This is a genomic window from Mesorhizobium sp. Primo-A (assembly GCF_003997175.1).
GTDB lineage: Bacteria > Pseudomonadota > Alphaproteobacteria > Rhizobiales > Rhizobiaceae > Mesorhizobium > Mesorhizobium ciceri.
On sequence record NZ_RZTG01000014.1, the window covers coordinates 50,817 to 63,165 of the forward strand.

The 12,349-nt window shown below is 64.0% G+C and carries 15 protein-coding genes and 1 pseudogene; 9 read left to right on the forward strand and 7 right to left on the reverse strand.

Annotated elements, in window-relative coordinates; genetic code table 11:
- Positions 1-88: 88 nt before the first annotated feature.
- Positions 89-628: a protease inhibitor Inh/omp19 family protein gene (locus tag EOC83_RS24735; protein ID WP_013528844.1), complete on the reverse strand. Its 540-nt coding sequence runs from the start codon at positions 626-628 to the stop codon at positions 89-91.
- Between the two features lie 278 nt (positions 629-906).
- On the opposite strand from EOC83_RS24735, the pseudogene EOC83_RS24740 reads away from it, so the two are divergent.
- From EOC83_RS24740 to EOC83_RS24775, 8 genes and pseudogenes are all read left to right on the forward strand, one after another.
- Positions 907-1,957: pseudogene (locus tag EOC83_RS24740) on the forward strand (MBL fold metallo-hydrolase).
- Positions 1,930-2,091: a DUF1328 family protein gene (locus tag EOC83_RS24745; RefSeq protein WP_013528842.1), complete on the forward strand. Its 162-nt coding sequence runs from the start codon at positions 1,930-1,932 to the stop codon at positions 2,089-2,091. Before EOC83_RS24740 ends, EOC83_RS24745 begins: the two are co-directional and overlap by 28 nt.
- A gap of 96 nt (positions 2,092-2,187) precedes the next feature.
- Positions 2,188-3,072, forward strand: a complete 885-nt coding sequence (gene dapF, locus EOC83_RS24750) for a diaminopimelate epimerase (RefSeq protein WP_013528841.1) — start codon at positions 2,188-2,190, stop codon at positions 3,070-3,072.
- Entirely contained in the window at positions 3,072-4,385 is a 1,314-nt protein-coding gene (gene mtaB / locus EOC83_RS24755) for a tRNA (N(6)-L-threonylcarbamoyladenosine(37)-C(2))-methylthiotransferase MtaB (protein WP_063169540.1), read from the forward strand. The genes dapF and mtaB overlap by 1 nt, the downstream gene beginning before the upstream one ends.
- A gap of 12 nt (positions 4,386-4,397) precedes the next feature.
- The gene (gene ftsY / locus EOC83_RS24760; protein ID WP_013528839.1) at positions 4,398-6,203 is read left to right on the forward strand and encodes a signal recognition particle-docking protein FtsY; all 1,806 of its coding nucleotides are present in this window, start codon (positions 4,398-4,400) and stop codon (positions 6,201-6,203) included.
- Between the two features lie 61 nt (positions 6,204-6,264).
- Positions 6,265-6,939 (forward strand): septation protein A, encoded by a 675-nt coding sequence (locus tag EOC83_RS24765; RefSeq protein ID WP_013528838.1) that lies wholly within the window; start codon positions 6,265-6,267, stop codon positions 6,937-6,939.
- 25 nt (positions 6,940-6,964) lie between these two features.
- Positions 6,965-7,585 (forward strand): pyridoxamine 5'-phosphate oxidase family protein, encoded by a 621-nt coding sequence (locus EOC83_RS24770; RefSeq protein ID WP_013528837.1) that lies wholly within the window; start codon positions 6,965-6,967, stop codon positions 7,583-7,585.
- Between the two features lie 40 nt (positions 7,586-7,625).
- Positions 7,626-8,156 carry an NADPH-dependent FMN reductase gene (locus EOC83_RS24775; RefSeq protein WP_063169541.1) on the forward strand — a complete coding sequence of 177 codons (531 nt, stop codon included), beginning with the start codon at positions 7,626-7,628 and terminating at the stop codon, positions 8,154-8,156.
- A gap of 186 nt (positions 8,157-8,342) precedes the next feature.
- On the opposite strand, the gene EOC83_RS24780 is transcribed toward EOC83_RS24775, so the two are convergent.
- Positions 8,343-8,549: a 4-oxalocrotonate tautomerase family protein gene (locus EOC83_RS24780; protein ID WP_013528835.1), complete on the reverse strand. Its 207-nt coding sequence runs from the start codon at positions 8,547-8,549 to the stop codon at positions 8,343-8,345.
- 76 nt (positions 8,550-8,625) lie between these two features.
- On the reverse strand, positions 8,626-9,546 hold the full coding sequence (locus tag EOC83_RS24785; RefSeq protein WP_063169542.1) for an SMP-30/gluconolactonase/LRE family protein: 921 nt from the start codon (positions 9,544-9,546) through the stop codon (positions 8,626-8,628).
- A gap of 259 nt (positions 9,547-9,805) precedes the next feature.
- Between EOC83_RS24785 and EOC83_RS24790 the strand changes: the two genes are divergently transcribed.
- Positions 9,806-9,973: a hypothetical protein gene (locus EOC83_RS24790; RefSeq protein ID WP_013528833.1), complete on the forward strand. Its 168-nt coding sequence runs from the start codon at positions 9,806-9,808 to the stop codon at positions 9,971-9,973.
- A 158-nt stretch (positions 9,974-10,131) separates the two neighbouring features.
- Here the strand turns inward: EOC83_RS24790 and EOC83_RS24795 are convergent, their stop codons facing one another.
- The 4 genes from EOC83_RS24795 to ccmA all read right to left on the reverse strand — a co-directional run bounded on the left by EOC83_RS24795 (position 10,132) and on the right by ccmA (position 12,312).
- The gene (locus EOC83_RS24795; protein WP_063169543.1) at positions 10,132-10,707 is read right to left on the reverse strand and encodes a DsbE family thiol:disulfide interchange protein; all 576 of its coding nucleotides are present in this window, start codon (positions 10,705-10,707) and stop codon (positions 10,132-10,134) included.
- Positions 10,704-10,871 (reverse strand): heme exporter protein CcmD, encoded by a 168-nt coding sequence (gene ccmD, locus EOC83_RS24800; RefSeq protein WP_013528831.1) that lies wholly within the window; start codon positions 10,869-10,871, stop codon positions 10,704-10,706. Before ccmD ends, EOC83_RS24795 begins: the two co-directional genes overlap by 4 nt.
- 123 nt (positions 10,872-10,994) lie before the next feature.
- On the reverse strand, positions 10,995-11,660 hold the full coding sequence (gene ccmB / locus EOC83_RS24805; RefSeq protein WP_024504965.1) for a heme exporter protein CcmB: 666 nt from the start codon (positions 11,658-11,660) through the stop codon (positions 10,995-10,997).
- Between the two features lie 28 nt (positions 11,661-11,688).
- Entirely contained in the window at positions 11,689-12,312 is a 624-nt protein-coding gene (gene ccmA, locus EOC83_RS24810; protein ID WP_063169544.1) for a heme ABC exporter ATP-binding protein CcmA, read from the reverse strand.
- Positions 12,313-12,349 lie beyond the last annotated feature (37 nt).

Here is a 12,349-nt window from a genome sequence, read left to right on the forward strand (position 1 = left end):
AGCGGTCGTGTCTGAACGGATTCAGACGACCCGCTTTAGATCTTTGTTTTCCCAAAACCGCGGTCACTTTTGGGCGACATGCATTAGCCTACCTTGTAAGCGAAATCGGCTGGCCGTTGGAAGTCTGGCCGTCGAATTTCGAGCCGCCCGAGGAATAGAGCCGCGCCAGCGCACCGCCACTCTCGTCATAGAGCGTCAGCTGCTTGCCGGCGACGTTCCACGACTTGACGCCGTCCATCGGCGCCGGGCAATGCAGCGGCCCAGCGCGGAAGCCGGCGCCGAATTTGGTCTGCGGTGTCGCCACCTTGCAGCTCTGGCCCGCAACGCTGGCGTTCCAGACACCGGCGACGCTGGCGGCAGTCACGTCCGAAGCGCCGGCCGGCGCCGAACCATCCGAAGGCAGCGCGGCGACCTGCGTGTTCGCAGGAGCGGTCGGGAATTGAGACGGGTCGGTGGTGCCGGGCGATGCCGGCGGCGGCAGTTGGTTCGCCGTCACCTTGCCGGCGGGCGCGGCCTCCAGCGGTGCCGGCTGCTGGTCATCCATCGAGGAGAAACGCGAGGTCGAACAGCCGCTCGCAACGAGCGCCGCCAGCGATACGGCCACCAGACCGGTTTTCGAAAAAGTCATTCCAACCTCCGTCGGATCCGGCTGGGGGGAAGCCGTCCGCACAATCTCACCCCCACCAAGATGGAGAAGGTGGCGAAATTTCAACCCGATATGGTTAAAATACAGTTTGCAGCAAGAATTGTTGCAAATTTATCGCAATCGCGGCGGCTGACCGCTTGTCGCGCGTCGCCTGGGGATCCGGTCAAAGCAGTGCAGCGCCGACATCGACGGTTGGACGCTTGCGCGAGCCGCCTTAGCGCCTATGTCTGGAAAACGAAACACCTGCCGGAGCCGCAAAATTGGCCGCGAGAAAGACAGCCGCCAATCGCTATTATAGCGGCCCGCCCAGCGACCATTTCGACGGCGCATTGTTCTTCAATCCCGACGGCCAGCCACCCGGCCGTTTCGCCGACCTGCTGAAATGGCAGTTGAATGGCCAGCGCTCGAAATGGCCGGCGAGCGATGCAAGCCCCTTTCCGCAGGCAAAGCCGGCGACAAGGGTCGAGGGCGCCGCGCTGGAAGTGACCATGGTTGGTCATTCCACCTTGCTGGTCCAGACGGCCGGTCTGAACATCCTTACCGATCCGGTATGGTCGTTGCGCGCCTCGCCGCTTTCCTTCGCCGGACCAAAACGCATCAATGCGCCAGGCATCGCCTTGCCGACCTGCCGCCGATCGACCTCGTGCTGGTCAGCCACAACCACTATGACCATCTCGACCTCGCCACGTTGAAGCGGCTGAAGGCCGGCCACGACCCGCTGGTGCTCACTCCGCTCGGCAACGACGCCATCATCGAAGCCGCCGTGCCCGGCATGCGACTGTCGGCGCATGACTGGGGCGACAGCGTCGAGATCGGCAATGGCGCCGCCGTCCATGTCGAGCCGGTGCATCACTGGTCGGCGCGTGGCGCCCGAGACCGGCGCATGGCGCTCTGGGCCGGCTTTGTCGTCGAAACGCCTGACGGCAAGCTCTATTTCGCCGGCGATACCGGCTTCCACGATGGCATCAACTACCGGCGGATGGCCGAGAAACATGGCGGTTTCCGCTTCGCCATCCTGCCGATCGGCGCCTATGAGCCGCGCTGGTTCATGGCGCCGCAGCACCAGAATCCTGGGAAGCCGTGCAAGGCATGACGCTGTGCAACGCCGCCCATGCCGCCGGCTGTCACTGGGGCACCTTCCAGCTCACCGACGAGCTGATCGACGAGCCGGCGCGCAAATTGACCGAGGCGCTTGACGATCAAGGCATCGGTTCGACGGAACCCCAGCGCTGCAACCGCGTTTTCATGTGGTTGAAATATCTGCCGGTTTGCGAGGCATTGTCATGCTCAAATGGATTATCATTCTCCTGATCGTCGCCGCGGCGGCGAGCTTGCTCGGCATGCCGGCACTGGCAGGTGCCGCGGCCACCGGTGCGCGTATCCTTATCGGCATCGTTCTGATCATCTTCCTGCTGGTGGTGCTGGGCATTTTCGCCGTCACGTAAGTCCGGCGCTTTCGCCGAGACCAAGCGGCTGCGCACTGGTAATTCCTGCCCGTTTCCGCCATATAGCGCCAAACGGACACGGAATTTTTCGGAGCAATGGCCAGCACTGCCCCTTTCGCCAAGATGAACGGCATCGGCAACGAGATCATCGTTGCCGATATGCGTGGCCGTGCCGATCGGGTGACGGCGGCGGCGGCGGTTGCGCTGAACGCCGATGCCGCGACCAGCTTCGACCAGATCATGGCGATCCATGACGCCAGGACGTCTGGCACCGCCTTTTTCATCGACATCCTGAATTCCGATGGAACCGGTGCGCAGGCCTGCGGCAATGGCATGCGCTGCGTCGTCCAGGCGCTCGCCGCCGAGACCGGCCAGAAGATCTTCACCTTCGAGACCGTGGCGGGCATCCTCAATGCGCGCGAACACGCCGACGGTTCGATCTCGGTCGACATGGGCACGCCGCGCTTCGGCTGGCAGGATATCCCGCTGGCCGAGGAATTCCGCGACACCCGCATGATCGAGCTGCAGATCGGCCCGATCGACGCCCCCGTGCTGCATTCACCCTCGGTCGTTTCGATGGGCAACCCGCACGCGATCTTCTGGGTCGACAACGACGTCTGGTCCTACGAGCTCGACCGCTTCGGTCCGCTGCTCGAGAACCACCCGATGTTCCCCGAGCGCGCCAACATAACCATCGCTCAGGTTACTTCGCCCGAAACCATGATCATCCGCACCTGGGAACGCGGCGCCGGCCTGACCAAGGCCTGCGGCTCGGCCTCCTGCGCGGCCGTGGTGGCCGCGGCCCGCACCAACCGGACCGGCCGCAGCGTCAGTCTGTTGACGCCAGGCGGCGGCACGCTGCATGTCGAATGGCGCGACGATGACCACGTGGTCCTGACCGGCGCCGCCGAATGGGAATTTTCCGGCAACTTCGACCCGTCGATCGGGACATGGGCCCGCGACACTGAAAGCGCGGCCTGATGTCCGCTCTGCCCAAGAGCCCGGTGTCCCCGGGGATCGATGTCGTCACCTTCGGCTGCCGGCTCAACACCTATGAATCGCAGGTGATGCGGCGCGAGGCTGAAAGTGCGGGCCTCGGCGCGTTGGAAGGTGGCGCCGTGATCTTCAACACCTGCGCCGTGACAGGCGAAGCAGTGCGCCAGGCCAAGCAGGCGATCCGCAAGGCGCGCCGCGACAACCCGCAGGCGCGCATCATCGTCACCGGCTGCGCCGCGCAGACCGAGCCTGAAAAATTCGCCGCCATGGACGAGGTCGATCTCGTGCTTGGCAATGAAGAGAAGCTGAACGCGAATTCCTACCGCGCGCTGCCGGATTTCGGCGTCAACGACACCGAGAAGGCGCGCGTCAACGACATTTTTTCCGTACGCGAGACCGCAGGTCACATGGTCGACGCCATCGAGGGCCGCGCACGCGCCTTCGTCCAGGTGCAGAACGGCTGCGACCACCGCTGCACCTTCTGCATCATTCCCTACGGCCGCGGCAATTCGCGCTCGGTGCCGATGGGCGCCGTGGTCGAGCAGGTCAAGCGGCTCGCCGGCAACGGCTATGCCGAGATCGTTCTGACCGGCGTCGACATGACTTCATTCGGCGCCGACCTGCCGGGCGCGCCGAAGCTCGGCAAACTGGTGAAGACCATCCTGAAACAGGTGCCCGATGTGAAGCGCCTGCGGCTGTCGTCGATCGATTCGATCGAGGCCGACGACGATTTGCTCGACGCCATCGCCACCGAGCCCCGGTTGATGCCGCATCTGCATCTGTCGCTGCAGTCGGGCGACGACATGATCCTGAAGCGGATGAAGCGAAGGCATCTGCGCGATCAGTCGATCCGCTTCTGCGAGGATGTGCGCAAGCTGCGCCCCGGTATCGTCTTTGGCGCCGACATCATCGCCGGCTTCCCGACCGAGACCGACGAAATGTTCGAGAACTCGGAGAAAATTGTCGAGGAGTGTGGCCTGACCCATCTCCACGTCTTCCCCTTCAGCCCACGCGAAGGCACGCCTGCCGCGCGCATGCCGCAGCTCCGCCGCGAGGTGGTCAAGCAGCGCGCCGCCCGGCTGCGCGCCGCCGGTGAAGTTGCCTATGTCAGGCATCTGTCGTTGCTCACCGGTACGCGTCAGTCGATCCTGATCGAGCGAGACGGCCTTGGCCGCACCGAGGGTTTTACGCTTGCCGCACTCGGCACGGGCGCACCGGGTGAGATCGTCGAGGCCGATATATCGGGCCACGATGGTACCAGGCTGATCGCGGCGCCGCTTGCCGCCCGCGCCGCCTGAGAAACGCAAAGCATGGCTGGTTTTTTCAAGAAGATATTTTCGTTCGGCAAGAAAGAGGTGGTCGAGGAACGGATCGACGAGACCGCCCCGCTACCGCCGATCAAATGGGAAGCACTCGATGCGCTGAAGCCGGCGGCCGAACAGGTCGTCCCGGAGTTCTTGAAGCGCGATGAGCCGCGGCCCGAGGCAGAAACGACGCCGACGGTCGAGCCGGAGGTAATTCCTGCGCCGGAACCGGCGCCTGTCGAGGAACCGGTGCCCGCGCCGGAGCCGACCATCCCGCCAGCACCGGAGCCGACTGTTCCCTCCGAGCCGGAACCTCTGCCGGAGCCCGCGCCGAAAGAAGAACCGGCGCCCGCGCCAGAGACTCCAGAGCCGCCGGCGCCCGAGGAAGTTCCGCTCACCCCTGCGACTCCCGAACCCACGCCCGAACGGCAGCCGCAAGAAGTCCCAGCGCCGGCGCCGGCCGAACCGGAGATCGTCCCGTCACGCCCGGAAAAGCGGCCGGAGCCGGCACCAGTCGAAGTGCCGACGCCGGCCGAGGTTCCGGCAGAAACACCAGCGCCGATCGAGGTGCCCACACCGGCGCCGTCCCCTCTTCAGCCGTCTTCAGAGGCCGGCGCCGCTCCTCATCCGCCTGCCGGCACCTTCTCCCCGTATAGCGACGGGGAGAAGGAAGAAGTTTCAGCGCCGACGCCCGAAGCACCCGCCGCCGAAATCGCACCTCCCATTCGCCAGCCTGCGCCGATCGAATCGCAGCCGGTCATTGCGGAAATTGCGCCCGAGCCGCAGCCTCTTCCACCACCCGCGCCGGAGCCGAAAGCCGCCCCCGGCAAGGTGACCGTCACCAAGAAGGTCGAGCAGAAGGCCGAGCCGCAAAAAGCGCCGGAGCCGGCACCGAGGCGCTCTTGGTTCCAGCGCATGAAGGACGGGCTTGCCCGCTCGTCCAAGGAACTGACCGGCAACATTGCCGGCGTCTTCACCAAGCGCAAGCTGGACGAAGAGACTTTGCAGGACCTGGAGGATGTGCTGATCCGCGCCGATCTCGGCATGGAGACCGCCTTGCGCGTTACCGACGCGCTGGCCGCCAGCCGCTACGGCAAGGACGTTTCCGACACCGAGGTCCGCGCCATCATGGCGGCCGAGGTGGAAAAAGTGCTGACCCATGTCGCCATGCCGCTGGAGCTCGACCTCTCGCACAAGCCGCATGTCATCCTGGTGGTTGGCGTCAACGGCACCGGCAAGACCACCACCATCGGCAAGCTCGCCGCCAAGCTGACCGATGGCGGCCTGTCGGTCATGCTCGCCGCCGGCGACACGTTCCGCGCGGCAGCCATCGAGCAGCTGAAGATCTGGGGCGAGCGGACGAAATCGCCGGTCATCGCCTCCAAGCTCGGCGCCGATGCCGCCGGCCTTGCCTATGATGCATTCGAGCGGGCGAAAGAGGCCGGCTCCGACGTGCTGATCATCGACACCGCCGGCCGTCTGCAGAACAAGACCGAACTGATGGCCGAGCTCGAAAAGATCGTCCGCGTGCTCGGCAAGCTCGATCCGGAAGCGCCGCACACCGTGCTGCAGACGGTCGACGCCACCACCGGCCAGAACGCGCTCAACCAGGTCGAGATCTTCCGCAATGTCGCCGGCGTCAACGGCCTGGTGATGACCAAGCTGGACGGCACGGCGCGCGGCGGTATTCTGGTGGCGATCGCGGCAAAGCACAAATTGCCGGTCTATTTCATCGGCGTCGGCGAACAGGTCGACGACCTCGAACCTTTCTCAGCAAGCGAATTCGCCAGGGCGATCGCTGGAGTAGCTTAACAAGCATGTCCCAAAAAGGTGCAGACTTTTTGGATCAGATCATGCGCAAGAAAGAGATTCCATGAACCCACCCATTCTCGAACGCGATCCGTCGGACCCGCAGAAGCAGAAGAAGGAAGGCGTCAATCCGCTGCTCAAGCTGGTGCTGGAGCTGGGTCCGTTGATGGTGTTCTTCTTCGCCAATGCGCGCAGCGGATGGCTGGTGCAGAAATTCCCTGTTCTGGCCGAGTTCGGCGGGCCGATCTTCGTCGCCACCGGCCTGTTCATGGCCGCCACGGCAATCGCGCTGATCGCCTCGTGGCTGCTCACCCGCACCTTGCCGATCATGCCGATGGTGTCGGGCGTCGTCGTCTTCATTTTCGGCGCGCTGACGCTCTATCTGCAGGACGACATCTTCATCAAGATGAAGCCGACCATCGTCAACACGCTGTTCGGCGGGGTGCTGCTCGGCGGCCTGTATTTCGGCAAGTCGCTGCTTGGCTATGTCTTCGATTCAGCCTTCAGCCTCGACGCTGAAGGCTGGCGCAAGCTGACCTTCCGCTGGGGCCTGTTCTTCCTGTTCCTGGCCATCGTCAATGAGGTGGTGTGGCGCAATTTTTCCACCGACGCCTGGGTTACTTTCAAGGTCTGGGGCATCATGCCGATCACGCTTCTGTTCACCTTCAGCCAGATGCCGCTGATCCTGCGCCATTCGCTGGACGACAAGACCGGCAAAGAAGAGAAGGCCGGGAAATAGAGCCTGCAAATAAGGGGAAAGGGCCATGGAATTCGTCACCACGCGCGACCAGTTGAGGACGATCTACAAGACGCCACGACCGACCGACGGTTCTATCCGAAAGGAGCTGAAAAAACTTGACGGCCATTGCCGCTCCTTCATCGGCAAGAGCCCATTCGTGCTGATTGGCTCGTCCGACGGTGCCGGCAATGCCGACGTGACGCCGAAGGGCGACAAACCGGGCTTTGCCACCGTTCTGGACGACACCACCATCGCCATTCCCGACCGGCCCGGCAACAACCGGCTCGACACGCTGGAAAACATCCTCGTCAATCCCCCGGTCGGGCTGCTCTTCCTCATCCCCGGCATGAACGAGACGCTGCGCGTCAACGGCGATGCCCGCATCACCGTCGACGCAAATTTGCGCGAACGGCTCGCCGTCGACGGCAGGGAGCCGCAAAGCGTTGTCGTGGTCAGCGTCAAGGCGGCCTACATGCACTGCGCAAAAGCCTTCATGCGCTCGGATTTGTGGAAGCCGGAAACCTGGTACGACCGCGCGACGCTGCCGACGCTCGGCCAGATCATGCGCGATCAGCTGGCGGTTGCCGATTCCGCCGAGGCGACCGACCGCTGGCTCGACGAGGAATACAAGAAGACGATGTGGTAGTTTTTGCGGACGCGATTCGCGTCTGGACCGATTCCATACCTTGCTGAACATCCTTGCCATTTCCGGCAGCCTGCGCGCGGCCTCCACAAATTCGGCGCTGATCGCCACACTGGCGCGCGAAGCGCCGTCCGGCTGCCGCGTCACCGTCCATGACGGGCTTGGCCGTTTGCCGATCTTCAATCCCGACGATGAAGGCGAGCGGACACCGCTCGAAGCCTCCAAGCTGATCCATGCCGTCAGTCGAGCCGACGGCCTGATCATCTCCTGTCCGGAATATGCCCATGGCGTGCCGGGCGGGCTGAAGAACGCGCTCGACTGGCTGGTCTCGCGCGATGCCGCCGTCGCCAAGCCCGCCATGCTGGTACACGCCTCGCCGCGCTCGCTGTTCGCCCGCGCCGCATTGGCTGAGATCATGCGCACCATGTCGTTCGCGCTTTACGACGATGTGCTGGAGATCGCCCTGCTCGGCAGGAAGCCGCCGGAGGTGGCGGGCATCCTGGCGGCGCCGGCGAACCGGCAGGCGATGCATGATGCACTGAATGCCTTCGCGGAGTTTATCCGCTCGCGTTGAGCGGCGGCCTCTCTTCCTTCTCCCCTTGTGGGTCCGAAGGACGGGGCGAGACCCGTGGCTCGCCCCAGGGTGGTGGCCTCGCGAGCGAGGTCGGATGAGGGATGTTCCAGCTTGGCACTGACGGCAATCCGTCACCCACCCTCAACCGTCTCGGCCTCCCAAAAGGGGAGAAGGAAAGATCGCGCATTACCCCTTTCGCAGCGTCTCCACATCGGTCTTCCCAACGTACCAATCGCGGGCGTTGACCTCTTCAAAAACCACCCAGACATCGTCGTTGCTCAGCCCGGTGGCGTCCATGATGGCCGCGGTGACCTTCTTGGCGATATCCGCCTTCTTGCCCGCCGGATCGGCGGCGATCACTTCCTTGACGATGCGGATGTTGACGAATGGCATTTCTTGTCCTCCCGGGGATGTTCGTGCTCACGACCCGCTTCGATGAAACCGTCGAACGGTCGCCAGTGTTCAACTCTCAGTATGTCTTGGCGCCGTTGACCATCAGCCGCACCATGTAGAGCGACGTGGTGCCGGCGATGTAGAGGCAATTCAGCTTGTTGCCGCCGAACACGCAATTGGCGGTGACTTCCGGCACCTTGACCTTGCCGATCAGCGTGCCGTCCGGATCGTAGCAATGGATGCCATCGGCGGCACTGGTCCAGATGCGGCCGTCCTCGTCGAGCCTGAAGCCGTCGAACAGGCCGGCGGTGCAGTCGGCGAAGACTTTTTCGCCGGAGACTTTCTTGCCGCCCTTGCCGACATTGAACACCCGCATATGCGCCGGATTCTGCGCGCCATGCGTGCGGCCGGTATCGACGACATAAAGCTTGCTCTCGTCCAGCGAGAAGGCGAGGCCGTTGGGCCTGACCATGTCGGTGATGACGGCTTCGAGCTCGCCGGTGCCGGGATCGACCCGGTAGACGTGGCAGGCGCCGATTTCGCTCTCAGCCCTGTCGCCCTCATAATCCGTATCGATGCCGTAGCTTGGATCGGTGAACCAGATGGAACCGTCGGATTTCACCACCGCGTCGTTGGGCGAATTCAGCCGCTTGCCTTTCCATTTGGCCGCGATCGTGGTGACCGAGCCGTCGAACTCGGTGCGGCTGACGCGGCGGCCCGAATGCTCGCAGGTGATCAGCCGGCCCTGCCGGTCGACGGTGTTGCCGTTCGAGTTGCCGGACGGCTGCCGGAAGACGCTGACATTGCCGTCGGTCTCGTCATAACGCAGCATGCGATTGTTGGGGATGTCGGACCAGACGACATAGCGGCCGGCGGCGAACCAGGCCGGCCCCTCCGCCCACTGGCATCCGGTGAACAGCTTCTCGACCTGCGCGTTGCCGTTGAACAGGCGCGCGAAGCGCGGATCGAGAATTTCATAATAGTCTGCGGCCGCCATGCTTTCCTCCCGGCATCAATGACAGGGATCAAGCCAGCCGGAGGGACAGAAGGCAATGTGGGTACGCACAGTGTCCCACAAAAGATCGCTTGCCGGCTCTGCGCATGACGTTAGCGCCGCATTAACCGGCTATGCGTCCAGCGCAATGGTGCATTGCAACATCTTCTTTTTGCAATGCACCATTACTATGTCATGCTTCGTATCGATCAAGGGAGGAAGAAACCGCCGCCGAAATGCGGCGCCAAAAAGGAACCTTGCTATGATCCTCGACAGTCTCATGACCCGCGCTCGCAACAGCATTGCCAAGCGCAAGCACTACAACCGCCTTGTCGCCGAAATCGACAGCTTTTCCAGCCGCGATCTGGCCGACATGCGCGCCGACCGCTCGGAAATGCTCTACCAGATCCACAAGCAGATCTACGGCTGATCTCAAGCCCGATAAGACGCGCCGCCAAGGTGCGTTGAGATTCAGGTCAGGCCGAGTCGAAAACGGTGGTTTCCGAGAACCGGAGCGGAGCGTACTTTTGGTACGCGAGCACCGGAAGCGCAGGAAGCCGCTGTTTGCAGGCCGGCATCACCTGAATATCAATGCGCCGCCAGTGCCTTGTCGATCTGCGGCAACAGCAACGCCTGCACCGTCTCGGGCGTCAGCGGGCCGACATGTTTGTAGGCGATCTTGCCGTCCTTGCCGATGACGAAGGTTTCCGGCACGCCGTAGACGCCCCAGTCGATCGCCGCGCGGCCCGCTTCGTCGACCCCTATCGCCTGGAACGGATTGCCGAGATCGCCGAGGAACCGGCGTGCGTTTTCGGGCCGGTCCTTGTAGTTCAGCGCTGCCATGGTGAAACGCTTATCCTGCGACAACGCCAGAAGCACCGGGTGCTCTTCGCGGCATGGCGCGCACCACGACGCGAAGACGTTGACCAATGTGACCTTGCCGGCGAAGGTTTTCGAATCGAGCCCCGGCAGGTTTGAGCCCTCCAGCGCCGGCAGGCTGGTTTGCGGCGCAGGCAGGCCGATCAGGGCCGACGGCACTTCCGAAGCATCGCGCCCCGACAGCAGTTGCGACAGGAACAGTCCGGCCAGGCCGAGGAAGATCAGCAGCGGCAGAAGCACGAACAGGCGACGACTGGGCGGCGGCGTTTCCGTTTCGGTGCTCATGGCTTGGCGACCTTGTCGGAGCGACGCCTCACGCCGGACGCCTCCAGTTCGGCAAGCTCACGCTTGCGCGCCCGCTGGTCGAGCAGGATCCAGCCGATCAATCCGGCCAGCACCACGGCAGTGATGCCATAGGCGGCGGTCACGTAGAGTGCATGCGCACTCATGCGGCAGGTCCCGCTGAAGTGGGGCCTTCCAAGCCGATCATGTCGCCCAGTCTAGACATGCTTTTCCTTAGCCTCGCTCCGTCGGCTTCGCAATCGGTCGCCGAGCCGCAGTCATACGCTGCGTCAATCCGTGCCATGGCGCAGCGCCAGCGCCGCCGAGACCGGACCCAGCACGCCAAGAAACAGGGTCAGCGCGGCAAGAATGAGGAAGGGCTGCAGAAACGGGTCGGGATTGGCGGTCGCCCCATAGCTTGCCGAAACGCCGAAGATCAGCACCGGGATGGTCAGTGGCAGCACCAGCACCGAGATCAGCAGCCCGCCACGCGGCAGCGCCACCGCCACCGCCGCACCGGCGGCGCCGATGAACGTGATGGCCGGCGTGCCGACCAGCAGCGTCAGCGCCGTGGCGCCGATGCCGAGCGGCTCCATGTTCATGAACAGGCCGAGCAAGGGAGCCGCAATGACCAGCGGCAGCACGCTGCCCGCCCAATGCGCCAGGCATTTCACCAGCACTGTCAGAGCCAGCATATGGCGATCGTTGCCGAGCACCAGGAGATCGAGCGAACCGTCCTCGCGATCGGCCTGGAACAACCGGTCGAGCCCGAGCAGGCAGGACAACAGCGCGCCGATCCACAGGATGGCCGGTCCGATGCGGGCCAGCAGCTTCAGGTCCGGCCCGACCCCGAACGGGATGGTGACGATGACGGCGAGGAAGAAGATGACCCCGGTCAGCGCTCCGCCGCCGGCACGAATGTTGAGGCGGATGTCGCGCAGGAAGAGCGCTAGCATGGTTTGAGATGCTTTCGCCCAGACACCATCAACCGGCTTCCCCCATCCTCAACTCCATCCCCTCGATCCCGAGCGGCAGATGCGTCGCCGCGACAATCATCCCGCCATCCGCGCAATGCCTCGCCATCAACCCCGCAAACCGCGCCTCCGCCGCCTTGTCCAGCCCCGCCGTCGGCTCGTCCAGCAGCCACAATGGCCGGTGGCTGACCAAAAGCCTGGCGATCGCCGCGCGGCGCCGCTGCCCGGTCGATAGATAGCCGAACGGCAGGTGGCCGATGCCGCCGAGCCCGACCGTTTCCAGCGCCTCTTCGACGCCGAGCTGTCCGTCGCCATTGAAGTCTCGCCAAAAGCGCAAATTCTCCGCCACGCTGAGCGCCGGCTTCATTGCGTTCTGGTGGCCGAGATAGTGACAGGCCGAGGCAACAGACGGAAACGCTTCGCCCCCGTCTTCGACCTTCATGACGCCCTCAATCCTCACGCTGCCTTCCGCCGCCGGCAGCAGCCCGGCGATGATCCGCAGCAAGGTCGACTTGCCCGATCCGTTCGGCCCGGTGACGATAAGCGCCTGACACTCCTCCAAGGCAAAGCCGATGCCGGAAAACACCGCGTCGCCGCCTCGCTCGCCGCCCAGATTTTCGGCGATCAGCCGCATTCCTCGCCTGCCCTGAAACCATGTGTCGCGGCCGCTG

Bases quoted from the DNA above. Each gene is read 5' to 3' on its own strand.
- EOC83_RS24735 (WP_013528844.1), bottom strand. From the start codon at position 628: ATGACTTTTTCGAAAACCGGTCTGGTGGCCGTATCGCTGGCGGCGCTC.
- EOC83_RS24745 (WP_013528842.1), top strand. From the start codon at position 1,930: ATGCTCAAATGGATTATCATTCTCCTGATCGTCGCCGCGGCGGCGAGC.
- dapF (WP_013528841.1), top strand. From the start codon at position 2,188: ATGGCCAGCACTGCCCCTTTCGCCAAGATGAACGGCATCGGCAACGAG.
- mtaB (WP_063169540.1), top strand. From the start codon at position 3,072: ATGTCCGCTCTGCCCAAGAGCCCGGTGTCCCCGGGGATCGATGTCGTC.
- ftsY (WP_013528839.1), top strand. From the start codon at position 4,398: ATGGCTGGTTTTTTCAAGAAGATATTTTCGTTCGGCAAGAAAGAGGTG.
- EOC83_RS24765 (WP_013528838.1), top strand. From the start codon at position 6,265: ATGAACCCACCCATTCTCGAACGCGATCCGTCGGACCCGCAGAAGCAG.
- EOC83_RS24770 (WP_013528837.1), top strand. From the start codon at position 6,965: ATGGAATTCGTCACCACGCGCGACCAGTTGAGGACGATCTACAAGACG.
- EOC83_RS24780 (WP_013528835.1), bottom strand. From the start codon at position 8,549: ATGCCATTCGTCAACATCCGCATCGTCAAGGAAGTGATCGCCGCCGAT.
- EOC83_RS24785 (WP_063169542.1), bottom strand. From the start codon at position 9,546: ATGGCGGCCGCAGACTATTATGAAATTCTCGATCCGCGCTTCGCGCGC.
- EOC83_RS24790 (WP_013528833.1), top strand. From the start codon at position 9,806: ATGATCCTCGACAGTCTCATGACCCGCGCTCGCAACAGCATTGCCAAG.
- EOC83_RS24795 (WP_063169543.1), bottom strand. From the start codon at position 10,707: ATGAGCACCGAAACGGAAACGCCGCCGCCCAGTCGTCGCCTGTTCGTG.
- ccmD (WP_013528831.1), bottom strand. From the start codon at position 10,871: ATGAGTGCGCATGCACTCTACGTGACCGCCGCCTATGGCATCACTGCC.
- ccmB (WP_024504965.1), bottom strand. From the start codon at position 11,660: ATGCTAGCGCTCTTCCTGCGCGACATCCGCCTCAACATTCGTGCCGGC.
- ccmA (WP_063169544.1), bottom strand. From the start codon at position 12,312: ATGCGGCTGATCGCCGAAAATCTGGGCGGCGAGCGAGGCGGCGACGCG.